The 17,420-nt window shown below is 66.5% G+C and carries 10 protein-coding genes and 1 riboswitch; of the genes, 9 read left to right on the top strand and 1 reads right to left on the bottom strand.

Translation table 11 applies throughout. From position 1 onward, the window contains the following. Positions 1 to 16: 16 nt before the first annotated feature. Complete coding sequence (locus tag SCA01S_RS13370; protein WP_157088973.1) at positions 17 to 1,897, bottom strand: TonB-dependent receptor plug domain-containing protein; 1,881 nt, start codon at positions 1,895 to 1,897, stop codon at positions 17 to 19. Between the two features lie 123 nt (positions 1,898 to 2,020). Further along, a riboswitch (cobalamin riboswitch) is annotated at positions 2,021 to 2,190 on the bottom strand. 175 nt (positions 2,191 to 2,365) lie between these two features. Between SCA01S_RS13370 and SCA01S_RS13365 the strand changes: the two genes are divergently transcribed. The 9 genes from SCA01S_RS13365 to SCA01S_RS13325 all read left to right on the top strand — a co-directional run bounded on the left by SCA01S_RS13365 (position 2,366) and on the right by SCA01S_RS13325 (position 17,419). Further along, positions 2,366 to 3,673 (top strand): cell wall hydrolase, encoded by a 1,308-nt coding sequence (locus SCA01S_RS13365; protein WP_062786298.1) that lies wholly within the window; start codon positions 2,366 to 2,368, stop codon positions 3,671 to 3,673. Between the two features lie 190 nt (positions 3,674 to 3,863). Beyond that, positions 3,864 to 4,253, top strand: coding sequence for a hypothetical protein (locus SCA01S_RS13360; protein ID WP_231627520.1), 390 nt, complete (start codon positions 3,864 to 3,866; stop codon positions 4,251 to 4,253). A gap of 335 nt (positions 4,254 to 4,588) precedes the next feature. After that, positions 4,589 to 5,551, top strand: a complete 963-nt coding sequence (gene mdh, locus SCA01S_RS13355) for a malate dehydrogenase (RefSeq protein WP_022675965.1) — start codon at positions 4,589 to 4,591, stop codon at positions 5,549 to 5,551. A gap of 283 nt (positions 5,552 to 5,834) precedes the next feature. Then, positions 5,835 to 8,672 (top strand): 2-oxoglutarate dehydrogenase E1 component, encoded by a 2,838-nt coding sequence (locus SCA01S_RS13350; RefSeq protein ID WP_062786295.1) that lies wholly within the window; start codon positions 5,835 to 5,837, stop codon positions 8,670 to 8,672. A gap of 45 nt (positions 8,673 to 8,717) precedes the next feature. Further along, positions 8,718 to 9,989 carry a 2-oxoglutarate dehydrogenase complex dihydrolipoyllysine-residue succinyltransferase gene (gene odhB, locus SCA01S_RS13345; RefSeq protein ID WP_054130621.1) on the top strand — a complete coding sequence of 424 codons (1,272 nt, stop codon included), beginning with the start codon at positions 8,718 to 8,720 and terminating at the stop codon, positions 9,987 to 9,989. 124 nt (positions 9,990 to 10,113) lie between these two features. Further along, the gene (lpdA, locus tag SCA01S_RS13340) at positions 10,114 to 11,529 is read left to right on the top strand and encodes a dihydrolipoyl dehydrogenase (protein WP_062786293.1); all 1,416 of its coding nucleotides are present in this window, start codon (positions 10,114 to 10,116) and stop codon (positions 11,527 to 11,529) included. Between the two features lie 142 nt (positions 11,530 to 11,671). After that, a complete protein-coding gene (locus SCA01S_RS13335) occupies positions 11,672 to 13,144 on the top strand; it encodes a DUF4403 family protein (protein WP_062786290.1) in 1,473 nt (490 codons plus the stop codon). A gap of 22 nt (positions 13,145 to 13,166) precedes the next feature. After that, a complete protein-coding gene (locus SCA01S_RS13330) occupies positions 13,167 to 13,877 on the top strand; it encodes a trimeric intracellular cation channel family protein (RefSeq protein ID WP_157088972.1) in 711 nt (236 codons plus the stop codon). A 128-nt stretch (positions 13,878 to 14,005) separates the two neighbouring features. Then, a complete protein-coding gene (locus SCA01S_RS13325) occupies positions 14,006 to 17,419 on the top strand; it encodes a transglutaminase family protein (RefSeq protein ID WP_062786287.1) in 3,414 nt (1,137 codons plus the stop codon). The last annotated feature ends 1 nt before the right edge of the window (position 17,420 follow it).

The following is a 17,420-nucleotide window of genomic DNA, read 5'->3' as shown; positions in this document are numbered from 1 at the left end:
AACCGGCGCAACGCCATCAGTACCGCAGGCGAACGCCACCGAACACGGAACGACCCAGCGCGCCATAGCCCGCTGCCGTCACCAGCGGCCGATCGAACACGTTTTCCACCCGGCCGAAAAGTTCGGCCTGATGAAGGATCGGCAAACTGGCGCGCACGGTGGTGACGCTACCGCCCGCCAACTTGATCGAATTGGCCGCGTTGTCAAAACTTTCCGACTGGAAGCGCAGGTCCGCGGCCAAGGCCAGCCCAGCCCAGGGCGTGGTCCAATCGAGCGAGGTGGTCAGCGCGTGGCGCGGGCGGCGCGCCAGGTCGTTGCCGAATGTGGTGGCGCCAGGCGTGCGATCGGTCGCCTCGGTATAGGCATAGGCGATCGTGCCCTTGACCTGGCTGCTGAGCGCGGCGCCCACATCGAGCTCGACGCCTTGCGCGCGCGCCTTGCCGACGTTGTCATAGACGCCATAGGCATGGCCCTGGCACAGCGCGGTTTGCGCCATGAAGCACGAGACATAGGCGATCAGATTGCGGGTATCGCGGCGGAACAGCGTGACCCCGGCATGGAAGCCGCCATCCTGGCTGGTGTAGACCACGCCCAGGTCATAGCTGCGGCTGCGTTCGGGATCGAGCGCGGCATTGCCGTAATCGGGCGAAAGCAGCTGATAGAGCGTGGGCGCGCGGAAGCCTTCGCCATAGCTGGCATTGAAGCGCAGCCCGCGCACCACTTCCACCGTGCCGTTTGCCCCCAGGCTGACATTGCTGCCGAACTGGCTCTGTTCGTCATAGCGCACGCCGGCGGCGAGGCTGGCCTTGGCGGTGTACCAGCCAAGCATGGCATGGCCGCTGGTCAGGTGCGCGTTCTGGCGCGTGTCATAGGTGCTGTCGAACCGGGTCCATTCGCGATCCGCCCCGAAATCGAGCGCGAAATCAGCAGGCAGGCTATAGCGGCCGTTCAATTCCACCCGCTCGCTGCGGCCATTGTAGCCATATTCGAAGGCGTTGTCGGCCCCGCCGGTGTAATAGCGGCGGCGCGTGTCGGACAGGGCATAGCCAGCATCGAGCGTCAGCGGACCGCCGGCATAGTGCAGCCCGGCGCGGCCGAAGAACTGCCGCGTGGTGGTGTATTCCGGCGTATCGGCAAAGACATAGTCGGGCGCGGGATAGCCATCGATCTGGGTCTTGCCATCGGCATAGCGGGCATTGGCGACCAGCGAGAGCGTATCGGTGAGGTTGACCCGCGCCTTGCCGCCCACGCGCCACTGGTCATAGCCATCGCGCTCGGTCCCGCTGGCAGCGGCCGAAATGCCATCGGTGGTGGCATAGCCGCCATCGATCGAGAAGGCATAGCGGTCGCGCTTCACGCCGGCTGCGGCATCGGCATCATAGCTGCGGCGCGAGCCGGCCTCGGCCGAGGCTTCGACGCCATCGATCTCGCGCGTGGTCACCGCGATCACCCCGCCGATGGCAGAGCTGCCCCAGACCACCGAGTTGGAGCCGCGCAGCACTTCGATCCGCTCGATCCCGCCGCTGGTCAGCGTGCCAAAATCAAACCCGCCCGACGGCGCCGAAGGATCTTCCACGCGCACGCCATCGACCAGCACCAGGGTGTGCTGCCCTTCCCCGCCGCGCAGGCGCACGGCAGTTTGCGCACCCAGCCCGCCGGTGCGCGACCAGGTCAGGCCCGGCACGCGATCGAGCACGCGGGTCAGGTCAACGCCCTGCACCGCCTCGATCGTCTGCAACTGCAACACGGTGATGGCCTGGCCGGTCTGGTCGAGCGACAGGTCGTTGCCGGTGGCCAGCACGGTGATCTGCGCGCCATCGGTGACGGGGGCTTCATCGGCATAGGCAGGGGCGGCCAGCATCATGGCAGTGGCCAGCGCAACAAGCGATGTCTTCACGGTTCTTTTCCTCCCGGCCCATGGACAGTCTCGCCGTCCATGGCGCGAGGGTCCGCCGGGCCCTGGCGGAAGACTCGTCACGCTTGCGCCCGGTACACCCCGCCCGGCCGCGGAACGACCACACACCGGCAGGTTTCCTGGCTCATCCGAAGTCAACGCGACACGCCGGCCTTCCCAGCCCACCAAGGGGCCAGTGGCGCGCAAGGGCGCGGCGCTCGTCCGGAAACAGTTGCGGGGGCAGCGCCGGCTGGTTCCGGCTTCCCTCTTAGCCCGCGTGGTTGCGGGCACCGGTGGCGTCAGCCCGGGCGGATAGCGACACCTGCACCAAGGGGCAAGCCCGCAGCCATGATTAACCAACCCGTAGCAGCCTGTGCCTTATCGGGACGAGGACGATTCCTGCCGTGCATGGTTGCAGTGCAACGCGTAACGCACCATGGCGCAGACCAAGCCTGCCCTGTTTCACGCCCTATGCCAGACCCGATTCCCTTCACCGGCGCCACGCCCACCCTTCCGCCCGAGGCGCTGATGCCGCCGCCGGGGCCGGAAGAGCGCGTCGCCCTGGCCGGGCAGCGGCAGGCCGATGGCGCGCTGATCGCGGCGCTTACCCTGCCGCCGGTGCGCCCACGCGATTTTGCCGCCCGCATCCGCCGCCGCGACATGACCTCGTGGCGCCACCAGCATCGCGCGCCCTCGCGCCTGGCCGAGCGGGCCGCCGGCATTGCCGCGATCGGCGCGCTGGGCCTGGTGCTCGGCGCGGTCGGCTGGGGTTCGCCCGGCAGCGATGCCGCCGCCGCACAGGATCGCAACGGCGGGCTGCAACCTTTCGAGCGGGCGGGCGAAAGCTTTCCCGGCTCGGCGTTCTACTATGTTTCGGCGCAAGACAGCGGCCTGCTTGCCCCGCAGGACGCCGCCCGTGCCTGGGACCGGCAGGTGGCCGCAATCCGCAGCGACGCCGATGATGGCACCACCACCGCGCCCTGGTCTGCCAATCCAGCAGCGCGGCCGCTGTTTGCCACCGGCAGCGGCGAAGACCGCTGGCGCGCGCTGCAATGCCTGACCACCGCGATCTATTACGAAGCCGCGTCCGAACCCGATGCCGGGCAGCGTGCGGTGGCGCAGGTCGTGCTCAACCGCGTGGCGCACCCGGCCTTTCCCAAGACGGTTTGCGGCGTGGTGTTCCAAGGATCGGAACGCCCCGGCTGCCAGTTCAGCTTTGCCTGCGACGGCGCGATGGCGCGCCGTCCGGTGCAACAGTTCTGGGACCGCGCCCGGCGCGTGGCAGCCGATGCCCTGGCGGGCAACGTGTTTGCCCCGGTGGGCCTGGCCACGCATTACCATACCAGCGCGGTCCATCCGCTATGGTCAGACAAGCTGGCCTTCATCGGCACGATCGGCGCGCATCGCTTCTATCGCTGGGCCGGATCGGCCGGCCAGCCCGCCGCCTTCAACGCCAGCTATCGCGGTGGCGAGCCGCTGGCCGCGCCCCATCCGCGCAGCTGGGTGCCGGCCGCGGCCGACGTGGCCGATCCGGTCACCCTGGAAAAGGCGTTCGAGGAAGGCCGCATCAGCGCGCTCGAACACACCGGTGCTTCGGCCGGCGCCACGACGGGCACGGCCACCGGGGGCCTGGGCGAATCGCCCCAGCGCGCGATCCCGGCCAGCGCCGCGCCGCAACTGGCAGCGCCCCTGCCCGGCGCCCCCAGCCCGCAGCTTCGCCCAGAAGCGCGGGAAACCTATGAAAACGCCGGAAAATGGATTGCCCAGCCGCATGGCTGAAGGCTGATTGAACCCGGCCAGGCGCTGCATCGGCACGCTTGGCCGCGTCTGCGGGAACATCAATGTCCCGTTTACCGTCTCATCTCACGCCCTGTTAGCGCAACGCCCCGTAGAAGGACGGCAGAGCCGCCAGGAAGTTTACCCCGAAAACGGCTTTGAACACGAAAAAAGCCGAATTTTCGGTGTCGCGATGAAGAACGGAGACCACCCGCGCATGCTGCGTTTCGCCCCTCGCTATGGCATGATCTCGCCCTGTCTCCGCCGGCCCGCCGGCCGCGTGCCGCGCCCTGCCAACGACAATCCGGCCTGGTCGCTCCAGGCAGCCCAGGACTATCCATCGCCGGTACGCGCCATGGCCGGGCGCCTCGCTGATCGACTGGCCGAAGACGCCCTGCTGGCCGAAGCGCTGCGCCTGTTTGCCAGCCATGGCCATGCCGCCGCCGGGCAAGCTGCCCGCGCCGCAACCCGCGCGGCGATGGCCGGGGACGCGGAACAGGCGGATTGGTGGGCGCAGGTGTGCCACACGCTCGATCGCCGCAAGGCCATTGCCCTGCGCCGGGAACTTGCCGGGCTCGGATGAATTTCACGCAGCAAGCCGAGACGGCTGCGCCCATCGCCGGCACGCCTGAAAAACCCGGCGGCCGCACCGTTCTGAAACGCGGCAAAGGGCTTGCCTGTCGCATTCGTATGAACGGTAGATTTACCACTTAACGCTATTGCGAACTGATATCGAAGAAACCCGCAGATGCGGGGTTTTTTGCGGTTGCAATCCCTCTCGGGCAGGCCTACGTGCCCCTCCACTTGCCGGCAACCCTTCCCGTCTCGCGGGCGCGGGGGGACCTCCATCCGGGGGCTTGAGTCGGCAACGCTTGAACGCTTGTCCCGCGACGACTCCGGGAAAGGACCGTAAAGCACATGGCACGCAAGAAGATCGCGCTCATCGGCGCGGGTAACATCGGTGGCACTCTGGCGCATCTGGCCGCGCAGAAGGAACTGGGCGACATCGTCCTGTTCGACGTGGTGGAAGGCGTTCCGCAGGGCAAGGCCCTCGATCTCTCGCAGTGCGGCCCGGTCGAAGGCTTTGACGCCAAGATCATCGGCACCAACGATTACAAGGACATCGCTGGCGCAGACGTCATCATCGTGACGGCTGGCGTGGCGCGTAAGCCCGGCATGAGCCGCGATGACCTGCTCGGCATCAACCTCAAGGTGATGAAGTCGGTCGGCGAAGGCATCCGCGACAACGCGCCCGACGCCTTCGTGATCTGCATCACCAACCCGCTCGACGCGATGGTCTGGGCGCTGCGCGAATTCTCCGGCCTGCCCGCCAACAAGGTGGTCGGCATGGCTGGCGTGCTCGACTCGGCGCGCTTCAGCACGTTCCTCGCCTGGGAGTTCGGCGTTTCGGTGCGCGACGTGAACTCGTTCGTGCTGGGCGGCCATGGCGACACCATGGTTCCGGTCGTGGAATATTCCACCGTCGCCGGCATCCCCGTCACCGACCTGATCAAGATGGGCGCTTCCACCCAGGAAAAGATCGACGCGATCGTGGCCCGCACCCGTTCGGGCGGCGGCGAGATTGTCGGCCTGCTCAAGACCGGTTCGGCGTTCTATGCCCCGGCCGCCTCGGGCATCGCCATGGCCGAAGCCTACCTCAACGACCAGAAGCGCATCCTGCCCTGTGCCGCCCATGTCGATGGCGCCTATGGCGTTGACGGCCTCTATGTTGGCGTGCCGGTAGTGATCGGCGCTGGCGGCGTAGAAAAGGTCATCGAGATCAACCTCGATGAAACCGCCAAGGCCAACCTCCAGGTCTCGGTCGACGCGGTCAAGGAACTGCTGGTGGCGTGCAAGGGCATCGATCCCTCGCTCGCCTGATGGCAGCATGGTTCGCGGCCGTCCTTTCCCGGGCGGCCGCGGCACCTTCTACCGGGCTGTTTTTCAGGCCGGCAAAAGCGATAAGACCCTTTGCGAAGGGCGCTGACCAGACGCCATTAAGGATACCTGGCCCATTGCGCGCAAGGCATGCGCAGGGCGGCCGATCCGGCCATGGCGGCGGGAAAGCGATGACAGTCACAGGCAGGCTGCGCCGGTATGCACTCTGCCCACAACCTTTTTCCGAAGCCCCTCCCCTCCCCGGGGGCACAGGAGTGAATTGACCATGGCACAGGACGTGCACGAGTACGAAGTTGATCCTTCACAGGATGCGCCGCAGCAGGGTCCGTCCTGGCAGTCCAAGCGCTGGCCGATTACCGACGCGCTCGCCGGCGATGATCTGACCCGTGCGCTCGATCCCATGACCATCAAGGTCGAGGTCGCCAAGGCCGCCAAGAAGGCCGGCGCCGCGCTGGACGAAGCCGCGCTGGAACAGGCGGCCAACGACAGCCTGCGCGTGATGCTGCTGGTGCGCACTTATCGCGTGCGCGGCCACCTGGCGGCAGACCTTGATCCGCTGGGCCTGTCCAAGCAGTACCTGCCGGCCGACCTCAGCCCCGAATACCACGGCTTCCTGCCCAAGGACATGGATCGCAAGATCTATCTGGGCGGCACGCTGGGCCTGCAATGGGGCACCGTGCGCGAAGTGGTCGAGATCCTGCGCAAGAACTATTGCGGCAAGGTCGGCCTGGAATACATGCACATCTCCGACGTGGAGGAGCGCAAGTTCCTGCAGGACCGCATCGAAGGCGGCGACAAGTCGATCGACTTCACGCCCGAGGGCAAGAAGGCGATTCTGTCGGCCGTGGTGCGCGGCGAGCAGTACGAGAAGTTCCTCGGCAAGAAGTATGTCGGCACCAAGCGCTTTGGCCTGGACGGCGGCGAGTCGATGATCCCCGCGCTCGAAGCGGTGATCAAGTACGGCGGCCAGCGCGGGGTGAAGGAAATCATCTATGGCATGGCCCACCGCGGCCGCCTGAACATCCTCGCCAACGTGATGGCCAAGCCCTATCGCGTGATCTTCCACGAATTCTCGGGCGGCAGCGCCAACCCCGAAGATGTGGGCGGCTCGGGCGACGTGAAGTATCACCTGGGCACCAGCACCGACCGCGAGTTCGACGGCACCAAGGTGCACATGAGCCTGCTGCCCAACCCGTCGCACCTGGAAACGGTGGACCCCATCGTGCTGGGCAAGACGCTGGCCCAGCAGCAGTTCCGCGATGACGTGGGCCCGGGCAAGCACAAGCAGGTGCTGCCGGTGCTGATCCATGGCGACGCCGCCTTTGCCGGCCAGGGCATCGTCTGGGAATGCTTCGGCTTTTCCGGCGTGCAGGGCTACAACACCGGCGGTTGCATCCACTTCATCATCAACAACCAGATCGGCTTCACCACCAGCCCGCAGTTCTCGCGCGGCTCGCCCTACCCCTCTGACGTGGCCAAGGGCGTCCAGGCGCCGATCATCCACGTCAACGGCGATGATCCCGAAGCGGTGACCTTCGCGTGCAAGCTGGCGATCGACTATCGCCAGCAGTTCGGCCGCGACATCGTGATCGACATGTGGTGCTACCGCCGCTTCGGCCACAACGAAGGCGACGAGCCCTCGTTCACGCAGCCGCTGATGTACGCCAAGATCAAGAAGCATCCGGCCGTCTCGACGCTCTATGCCGAGCGTCTGGCCGCCGAGGGCGTGATCGACAAGGGCTGGAAGGGTGACGTGGAAGACCACTTCACCGCCACGCTCGAAAACGAGTTCGAAGCCGCCAAGAGCTACAAGGCCAACGAGGCCGACTGGTTCGGCGGACGCTGGGCAGGCCTCAACAAGCCGGCCGACCCGGTGACGGCGCGCCGCAACGTGGCCACCGGCATCGAACAGAAGCTGTTCGACAGCCTGGGCCGCACGCTGACCTCGGTTCCCGAAAGCCTGACCGTCCACAAGACGCTGGGCCGCGTGCTCGACGCCAAGCGCGAGATGTTCAACACCGGCAACGGGTTTGACTGGGCCACGGCCGAAGCGCTCGCCTATGGCAGCCTGGTCACCGAAGGCTACAACGTGCGCCTTTCGGGCCAGGATTGCGGCCGCGGCACGTTCAGCCAGCGCCACGCGGTGTGGGTCGACCAGACCGACGAGCACAAGTATGTGCCGCTGGCGACGCTGCCCCACGGCCGCTTCGAAGTGCTCGACAGCCCGCTGTCGGAATATGGCGTGCTCGGCTTCGAATACGGCTATGCCAGCGCCGATCCCAAGACGCTTGTGCTGTGGGAAGCGCAGTTCGGTGACTTTGCCAACGGCGCCCAGATCGTGATCGACCAGTACGTTGCCGCATCGGAAGCCAAGTGGCTGCGCGCCAATGGCCTCGTCATGCTGCTGCCGCACGGCTATGAAGGCCAGGGTCCGGAACACTCCTCGGCCCGCCTTGAGCGCTATCTCCAGCTCTGCGCGGAAGACAACCTGCAGGTGTGCAACATCACCAGCCCGGCCAACTACTTCCACGTGCTGCGCCGGCAGATGCACCGCTCGTTCCGCAAGCCGCTGATCATCATGACGCCCAAGTCGCTGCTGCGCCACCCGCTGGCCAAGTCGACCGCGGCCGATTTCCTGGGTGAAGCGCAGTTCAAGCGCATCCTGTCCGATCCTTCGGCACCGGAAGACCGCGACACCCGCCGCGTGGTGCTGTGCTCGGGCAAGGTCGCCTATGACCTGATCGAGGCACGCGATGCGGCCGGCATCACCGATACCCAGATCATTCGGATCGAGCAGCTCTACCCCTTCCCGGGTGAGCCGCTGGCCCTGCGCCTGTCGCGCATGACCAATCTGGAAGACGTGGTGTGGTGCCAGGAAGAGCCGAAGAACAACGGTTCGTGGTTCTTTGCCGAGCCGCTGATCGAGGAATCGCTCAAGGCTGCCAAGGGCAAGGTCACGCGCCCCCGCTATGCCGGCCGTTCCGCCTCGGCCTCGCCCGCCACGGGCCTGGCCAAGCGCCACAATGCCGAGCAGGCCGCCTTGGTTGCCGATGCGCTGGCGCTGTCGGTGCGCGAGGAAATCCGCCGCAAGAAGAAGGCCTGACCGGCCGTTTCGTCCACCTGAATTCTCCCCAAGGAACACCAAGTCATGTCCATCGAAGTCAAGGTTCCGACGCTCGGTGAAAGCGTCAGCGAAGCGACGGTCGGCCAGTGGCTGAAGAAGCCCGGCGAAGCGGTGGCTCTGGACGAGCCTATCGTCAGCCTCGAAACCGACAAGGTTGCCGTCGAAGTGCCCTCGCCCGTTGCCGGCGTGCTGGGCCAGATCCTGGTTGCCGAAGGCGAAACCGTCACGGTTGGCGCGCTGCTCGGCACCGTGGAAGACGGCGTTGCCGCAGCCGGCAACGTGCCGGTTGCCCCGCGCGAGGAAAAGCCCGTGCCGCCCGCGTCCGACACAGTGGCTCCGGCCGCCGCGCCGGCCCCGGCTGCTGCTGCGGCTGTCCCTGCTTCGGCCCCTGCTGGTGACGATGCCGGCGCTGCCGCGCTGTCGCCGGCGGTGCGCCGCGCGGTGCTGGAGCACGGCATCGATCCTTCCACCGTCAAGGGCACCGGCAAGGACGGCCGCCTGACCAAGGAAGACGTGCTCGCCGCAGCCCAGGCCAAGGCCGCCTCGCCCGCTCCCGCCGCCACGGCCGCCGTGCCTGCGGCCGTTGCTGCCCCGGGCCGCAACGAGGAACGCGTCAAGATGACGCGCCTGCGCCAGACCATCGCCAAGCGCCTCAAGAGCGCGCAGGAAAACGCTGCCCTGCTCACCACGTTCAACGACGTGGACATGTCGGCGGTGATGGCCGCGCGCGAAAAGTACAAGGACGTGTTCGAGAAGAAGCACGGCGTGAAGCTGGGCTTCATGTCGTTCTTCGCCAAGGCTTCGTGCTTGGCGCTCAAGGACATTCCGGCCGTCAATGCCCAGATCCAGGGCGATGAAATCGTCTATCACGACTATGTCGATATCTCGGTGGCCGTGTCGGCGCCGAACGGCCTGGTCGTTCCGGTGGTGCGCGATGCTGACAAGCTCTCGTTCGCCGGCATCGAAAAGGCGATCGGCGATTTCGGCAAGAAGGCCCGCGAAGGCGCACTGACCATGGAAGACATGAAGGGCGGCACCTTCACCATTTCCAACGGCGGCGTGTTTGGTGGCCTGATGTCCACCCCGATCATCAACCCGCCGCAGTCGGCCGTGCTGGGCCTGCACCGCATCGAGGACCGCCCTGTGGTTCGCAACGGCGAGATCGTGATCCGCCCGATGATGTACATCGCCCTGTCGTATGACCACCGCATCATCGACGGTCGCGAGGCGGTTACCGCGCTCAAGACCATCAAGGAAGCGATCGAAGATCCCACCCGCCTGCTGATCGATCTCTGATCGGCACTGCACGGCGCGCCCGGTGACCACCGCCGGGCGCGCCAGCGTGCATCCACGCGAACTTGTGTGATAAGTCGCGCCAGTCCCGCCACCGTTTTCGGGAACGCGCGAACAGGAGGCCGCAATGGCTGAATATGATTATGATGTCCTGGTGATCGGCGCTGGCCCGGGCGGCTATGTCGCGGCGATCCGCGCGGCCCAGCTGGGCCTCAAGACTGCGTGCGCCGAAGGGCGCGAAACGCTGGGCGGCACCTGCCTCAACGTGGGCTGCATCCCGTCGAAGGCGCTGCTGCACGGTTCGGAAAAGTACGACGAAGCCGTCAACGGCACCTTTGCCAACTATGGCATCAAGACCGGCCCGGTGGAACTGGACCTCTCTGCCATGCAGGCGCAGAAGCTCGACTCGGTCAAGGGCCTGACCGGCGGCATCGAATTCCTGTTCAAGAAGAACAAGATCACCTGGCTCAAGGGCTATGCCACGTTCGAAGACGCGCACAGCGTCACCGTGGCCGGGCAAAAGGTTTCGGCCAAGCACATCGTCATCGCCACCGGTTCGTCGGTCACCCCGCTGCCGGGCGTGACCGTGGACAATGACGCGGGCGTGGTGGTCGATTCGACCGGTGCCCTTGCGCTCGACCGCGTGCCCGAACACCTGGTGGTGATCGGTGGCGGCGTGATTGGCCTGGAACTGGGTTCGGTCTGGCGCCGCCTGGGTGCCAAGGTCACCGTGGTGGAATACCTTGACCAGCTGCTGCCCGGCATGGACGGCGACGTGCGCAAGGAAGCCGCCAAGATCTTCAAGAAGCAGGGCATGGCGCTCAAGCTTTCGACCAAGGTCACCGGCGTAGCCGTCGAAGGCGGCAAGGCGACGCTCACCGTCGAGCCTTCGGCCGGCGGCGCTGCCGAAACGATCGAAGCCGATTGCGTGCTGGTGGCGATCGGCCGCCGGCCCAACACCGATGGCCTCGGCCTCGACAAGATCGGCCTGGAACTGAACGGCCGCGGCCAGATCGAAACCGACCACGATTTCCGCACCAAGGTAGACGGCGTGTGGGCGATCGGTGACGTGATCCCCGGCCCGATGCTGGCACACAAGGCCGAGGACGAAGGCATTGCCGTGGCCGAAAACATCGCCGGCCTGACGGGCATCGTCAACCACGACGTGATCCCCGGCGTGGTCTATACCTTCCCCGAATTTGCCGGCGTGGGCCTGACCCAGGAAGCCGCGCTGGAGAAGGCCGGCGGCGACCAGTCGAAGATCAAGGTCAGCAAGTTCCCCATGCTGGCCAACAGCCGCGCCAAGACCAACCACGAGCCCGATGGCTTCGTGAAGGTCATTGCCGATGCGCAGACCGACCGCGTGCTGGGCGTGTGGGCGATCGCCTCGGTGGCCGGCACGATGATCGCCGAAGCCGCGCTGGCGCTGGAATTTGGCGCTACCTCGGAAGACATCGCCTATACCTGCCACGCGCACCCGACCCATTCGGAAGCGCTCAAGGAAGCGGCAATGGGCATCCGCGAAAAGCCGATCCACATCTGATCGCCTTTTGGCACAACCGATGAAACAAGGCCGCGCCGGGGCAACCGAGCGCGGCCTTTTTCATGGGCGAACGGGCGCCATCATGGCGCCGGGAACTTTGCCCGGTCTTGGTGCGTAGTGCGCCCAAACGGGGCAACAGCACATGACACTCTCGCGTAAGGTCGGCAGCGCAGCAGCGCTGACCGCATCGATCCTGCTGGCCGGCTGCCACCATAGCCCGGTGACAGAGGCGCCGCCGCGCGCCAACGATGCCATCGCCGTGCCGCCCCAGGCCTCGACTATCGCCGTGCCGATCGTCGCCCGGCTGGACGAACTGAGCGCCGCGCTCGAACGCGAGGTGCCGCGCCAATTGTGGTCGATCGACAAGCCCGGGCAGGATTGCCTGGCCTCGCAGCGGGTCAAGGTGCTGGGGGTCAAGCTCAAGACCCCGCGCGTGGAATGCCGCATCGTGGGCGATGTGGTGCGCGGGCCGATCACGCTGGCGGGCCAGGGCCAGGATCTGGTGGTGACGCTGCCGCTGCATGCCACGCTGCGCGCAAAGGATATTGCCGGCGTGTTCAAGCAGGAAACCGCCACCGGTGATGCCGTGGTGCGCGCCCATGTGCGGCTGTCGCTGGCCAACGACTGGAAGCCGCGCGCCACGCTCGATATCCACTATGACTGGACCAATGCCCCCGGCATCGATTTCCTGGGGCAGCGCATCACCTTTACCGACAAGGCCGATGCCAAGCTCAAGGACGTGGTGAACCGGCTGGAACGCACGCTGCCGCGCGAGTTGGACAAGCTGCATCTCGACCGCGAGATTGGCAAGGCCTGGGCCAGCGCATTCACCTCGCTGGAACTCAACCACGCCAATCCCCCGGTGTGGATGCGGGTAACGCCGCACGACCTGCGCTATGGCGGCTATGCCGTGGAAGGGCGGCGCCTGGTGCTGCGCCTGGGCATGCATGCGCAGACCGAAACCTTTGTCGGCAACCGGCCGCCCGATCCGGCGGTGGCGCCGCTGCCGCCGGTGCGCAAGCTGGAAACCACGCCGGGGCGGATGCTGTTCGTCATTCCAGTAATTGCCGATTACCGCGAACTGGAGCCGGTGATCGCCCGGGCCCTGGTCAAGCGATCGGCCCGACCGTTCGATGTGCCGGGCCTCGGCCCGATCACCGCCCGCTTTGGCAAAGTAACGTGCTATGGCACGCGCGGTGGCAAAGTGGCGGTGGGCGTGCAGTTTGCCGTCGATGCCGCGCCCCACACGGCGCATGGCACCGTGTGGCTCACCGGCACCCCGGTCAACGCGCCCAATTCGCGCAAGGTGGGCTTTGCCGATCTGGCCGTATCGGGTGTGACCGACAGCACCGGCACCGATGTCCTGCTGGGCCTCGCCAATGCGCCGGGCCTGTCCGAAACGATCGCAGCCGCGCTCGCCCAGAATTTCGAGAACGACTATGCCAAGCTGATGGGCAAGATCGACCGCGCGCTGACCGAAAAGCGCACGGGCGATTTCATCATCCGCGCGCGGATCGAGGATGTGCGCACCGGCCAGCTCAAGGCAGCCGGCCAGGGGCTGTATCTGCCGGTCGAAGGCACCGGAACCGCCACGGTCAGCCTCGACATGAAGTGACCACCAAGGCAAGGGTGGTGCCATGCCCCTGGTTCCACCCCTGCCCACTTCGCTGCCCCATGCGGTGGCCCCCGCCCTGCCCGCCGTGATTGGCCTTGCCGATCTTGCAGGGATCGCGGTGTTTGCGCTTTCGGGCGCGCTGGTGGCCGCGCGCATGCGGCAGACGCTGGTGACGATGTGCTTTTTCGCGGTGATCACTGGGGTGGGCGGCGGTTCGGTGCGCGATCTGCTGATCGGTGCGCCGGTGTTCTGGGTGCACGATCGCTGGGTGGCGCTGGTCTGCCTGGGCATGGCAGTGCTGTGCTGGCTCACCCCGCACCGCTGGTGGCGCGGCGCCGCGCTGGAATGGGCCGATGCGGTGGGCCTGGGCGCCTATGCCGTGCTGGGCACGACCAAGGCGCTGGCCTATGGCATTCCGCCGGTGCCGGCCTTCATGATGGGGGTGATCACCGGCTGCGTGGGCGGGGTGATCCGCGATTGCGTGGCCGGGCGCCCATCGATCATCATGCGCCCGGAACTCTATGTGACAGCCGCCGCGCTCGCCGCCGCGCTGTGTTCGGCGGGGCAGGCGCTGCACCTGCCCAAGGGCTGGGTCTGGGCGGTATCGGCGCTGGCCGGCTTTGCCCTGCGCGCTGCGGCGATCCGCTGGAAACTGGCGATCCCGGCCTATGGTGGCAGCAAGAAGGCTGACCTTGGCGAGCGGCTTCCACCACCCCCCGACCCCCTCCTCTGAAGAGGAGGGGGAGAACTGACGCTCGGCTCCCCTCCTCTTCAGAGGAGGGGCTGGGGGTGGTGCGAGGCTACGCGCGCCGTTCGATTGTGCGTTGCAGCGCAGCATGAATTGGGGCAACCTCCACAGCCATGATCAAGGCGGGCCTCCATCACCTCACGCGCTATTCCTATGCCAAGCCGGTTCGATTGGGGCCGCAGGTGATCCGATTGCGGCCCGCGGCGCATAGCCGCACCGCAGTCCCCAACTATTCCCTGAAGATCAGCCCGGCCAATCACTTCATCAACTGGCAGCAAGACCCCTACGGTAACTGGCTGGCCAGGATCGTTTTTCCCGATCCGATCGATCATTTCGAGATTGCCGTCGATCTGTTGGCCGATCTGGTCGTGATCAACCCGTTCGACTTCTTTGTCGAAGACTATGCCGAAACCTATCCCTTTGCCTATGCAGAGGAATTGCAGACAGACCTGGCCGCCTACCGCGAGACCGAGGCGCAGGGCCCGCTGTTCGAGGAAATCCTCACCCAGTTCACCGGATACGAGGGCCGCACCATCGACTTCCTGGTGGCGATCAACCAGGCGGTGAACCAGCGCATCGGCTATGTCATCCGCATGGAACCGGGGGTGCAGGCGCCAGAAGAAACCCTGGACGTGGGCACTGGATCGTGCCGCGATTCCGCCTGGCTGCTGGTGCAGCTGCTGCGCCGCCTGGGCTTTGCCGCGCGCTTTGTCTCGGGCTATTCGATCCAGCTGACGCCCGATGTCGCGGCGGTGGATGGCCCGGCCGGCGTGGCGCAGGACGTGTGCGATCTGCACGCCTGGACCGAAGTCTATCTGCCCGGCGCCGGCTGGATCGGGCTGGATGCCACCTGGGGGCTTTTTGCTGGCGAAGGGCACATTCCGCTGTGCGCCACGCCGCATTATCGCACCGCCGCCCCGATCGAGGGCGTGGTGCTGGAGCCGGTCCATTCCGATTTCCATTTCGAGATGGAGGTTTCCCGCCTGGCCGAGGCGGTGCGCATAACCAAGCCGTTCACCGAGGCGCGCTGGGACGCGCTCGACGCGCTCGGCCAACAGGTCGATGCCGATCTCGCCGCGCAAGACGTGCGCCTGACCATCGGTGGTGAGCCAACCTTCGTGGCCGACGGCGATTTCGAGGCGCCGGAATGGAACAGCAGCGCGGTGGGACCAACCAAGGCCTGGTATGCCGACCAGCTGATCCGCAAGCTGCGTGGCCATTTCGCGCCGGGATCGCTGCTGCACCATGGCCAGGGCAAGTGGTATCCGGGGGAAAGCCTGCCGCGCTGGGGCTATTCGATCTATTGGCGTAAGGATGGCGTGCCGATCTGGCGCGATGAGAACCTGATCGCGCCCGATCGGCCGACGCCCGATGCCATCGCCACAGTTGACGCCGATGACGCCGCGCTATTCCTGCGCGAAACCGCGACTGTGCTTGGCGTGGCGCCCGAAAACGTCGCCCCGGTTTATGAAGACGCGCTGGAATGGATCGTGCGCGAGGCCGAACTGCCCGAAAATACCGAGCCCACCGATCCCAAGCTGGACGATCCCGAAGTGCGCCAGCGCTTTGTCCGCACGTTCCAGCGCGGCTTGACCAAGCCGGTGGGCCATGTCCTGCCGATCCAGCGCCAGCAACCCTGGCAGGCCCGCCGTGCCCATGGGCTGCGGCAGTGGTATTCGGAAAAGTGGAAGCTGCGCCGCGGCGCCCTGTTTGCCGTGCCCGGCGACAGCGCGCTGGGCTATCGCCTGCCGCTCAATTCGCTGCCGCACGTGCCGCCAGCCGCCTATCCCTATATCCACCCGCGCGACACGGCCGAGCCGCGCGAGCCGCTGGCCGATTTTCGGGCCCAGGCGATCGAACGGGCGGTGCAAACGCGCGATGCGGCAACGCCAGACACCATGTCGCACGAGGACCGCAGCCGCGAGGCGCGCGCCCAGGGCCATGACCTGCACAGCGCCAGCCCGGGCCGGCAGACCCGCGTGGAACAGACCATCGCCATCGAAGGCGCGGTGCGCACGGCGATCTCGGTAGAGCCCAAGGGCGATCACCTGTGCGTGTTCATCCCGCCGGTCGAAACGCTGGAAGACTATCTCGACCTGATCGCCAGCGTCGAGGCGGTGGCCGAGGAAACGCGCCTGCCGGTGCGCATCGAAGGCTATCCCCCGCCGCCCGACCCGCGCCTGATGGTGCTCAAGGTCACGCCCGATCCCGGCGTGATCGAGGTGAATATCCAGCCCGCCGCGTCATGGGCCGAATCGGTGGAGATCACCGAAACACTTTACCAATGCGCACGCGAGGTGGGGCTGACCGCCGACAAGTTCATGGTCGACGGACGCGCCATCGGCACCGGCGGAGGCAATCACATCGTGCTGGGTGGCCCCACGCTGCTCGACAGTCCGTTCATCCGCCGGCCCGACCTGCTCAAGTCGTTCGTGATCTATTGGCAGCGGCATCCCAGCCTGAGCTATCTGTTTTCGGGCATGTTCATCGGCCCCACCTGCCAGGCGCCGCGCATCGACGAGGCGCGGCACGACGGGCTCTATGAACTGGAAATCGCGCTGGCCCAGGTGCCCGGCCCCGATCAGCCACAGCCGCTGGCCTGGGTGGTCGATCGCCTGTTCCGCAACCTGCTGGTCGACGTGACGGGCAACACCCACCGCACCGAAATCTGCATCGACAAGCTGTTTTCGCCCGATGGCCCCACCGGGCGGCTGGGCCTGGTGGAATTTCGCGGGTTCGAGATGCCGCCAGACGCGCGCATGTCGCTGGCCCAGCAACTGCTGCTGCGCGCGCTATGCGCCTGGTTCTGGCGCCAGCCGGTCGATGGCCCGCTGGTGCGCTGGGGCACGCAGTTGCATGACAGGTTCATGCTGCCTCACTTCGTTTGGAGCGATTTCCTCGATGTGCTGGCTGATCTGCGCGGCGCAGGCTATGATTTCGATCCCGTGTGGTTCGAGGCGCAGCGTCAGTTCCGCTTTCCCGTGCACGGCGAAGTGGAAGGCGGGGGCGTGCACCTGGAAGTGAGCCACGCGCTGGAGCCATGGAACGTGCTGGGTGAAACCGGCGCGATCGGCGGCACTGTGCGCTATGTCGACAGTTCGACCGAGCGGTTGCAGGTGCGCGCCAGCGGCCTGGTGCCGGGGCGCCATGTCATCACCTGCAACGGGCGCCGCGTGCCGCTCAACTTTACCGGCACGCCGGGAGAGGCCGTGGGCGGCGTGCGCTACAAGGCCTGGCTGCCGGCCAACTGCCTGCATCCGATGCTGCCACCCCATGCCCCGCTAACCTTCGATATCTTCGATAGCTGGAACCAGCGCTCGCTGGGCGGCTGCGTCTATCATGTGGCCCATCCGGGCGGGCGCAATTACGATTCGGTACCGGTCAACGGCTATGAAGCCCAGGCGCGGCGCAAGGCGCGGTTCCAGGATCATGGCCATTCGCCTGGCCACCTGCCCGTGCCGCCGGCGGAAATGCCCGGGGAGTTTCCCATGACGCTCGATCTGCGCCGCCCCGCCGGGCTGGCCTGAA

The sequence above is a fragment of the Novosphingobium capsulatum NBRC 12533 genome, assembly GCF_001598375.1.
Taxonomy (GTDB): domain Bacteria; phylum Pseudomonadota; class Alphaproteobacteria; order Sphingomonadales; family Sphingomonadaceae; genus Novosphingobium; species Novosphingobium capsulatum.
This window is presented reverse-complemented; position numbering and strand designations above follow the sequence as displayed.

Coding starts and splice junctions, on each gene's coding strand:
- SCA01S_RS13330 (WP_157088972.1), top strand. CDS start 13,167: ATGCCCCTGGTTCCACCCCTGCCCACTTCGCTGCCCCATGCGGTGGCC.
- SCA01S_RS13350 (WP_062786295.1), top strand. CDS start 5,835: ATGGCACAGGACGTGCACGAGTACGAAGTTGATCCTTCACAGGATGCG.
- mdh (WP_022675965.1), top strand. CDS start 4,589: ATGGCACGCAAGAAGATCGCGCTCATCGGCGCGGGTAACATCGGTGGC.
- SCA01S_RS13365 (WP_062786298.1), top strand. CDS start 2,366: ATGCCAGACCCGATTCCCTTCACCGGCGCCACGCCCACCCTTCCGCCC.
- SCA01S_RS13335 (WP_062786290.1), top strand. CDS start 11,672: ATGACACTCTCGCGTAAGGTCGGCAGCGCAGCAGCGCTGACCGCATCG.
- SCA01S_RS13325 (WP_062786287.1), top strand. CDS start 14,006: ATGATCAAGGCGGGCCTCCATCACCTCACGCGCTATTCCTATGCCAAG.
- SCA01S_RS13360 (WP_231627520.1), top strand. CDS start 3,864: ATGAAGAACGGAGACCACCCGCGCATGCTGCGTTTCGCCCCTCGCTAT.
- lpdA (WP_062786293.1), top strand. CDS start 10,114: ATGGCTGAATATGATTATGATGTCCTGGTGATCGGCGCTGGCCCGGGC.
- odhB (WP_054130621.1), top strand. CDS start 8,718: ATGTCCATCGAAGTCAAGGTTCCGACGCTCGGTGAAAGCGTCAGCGAA.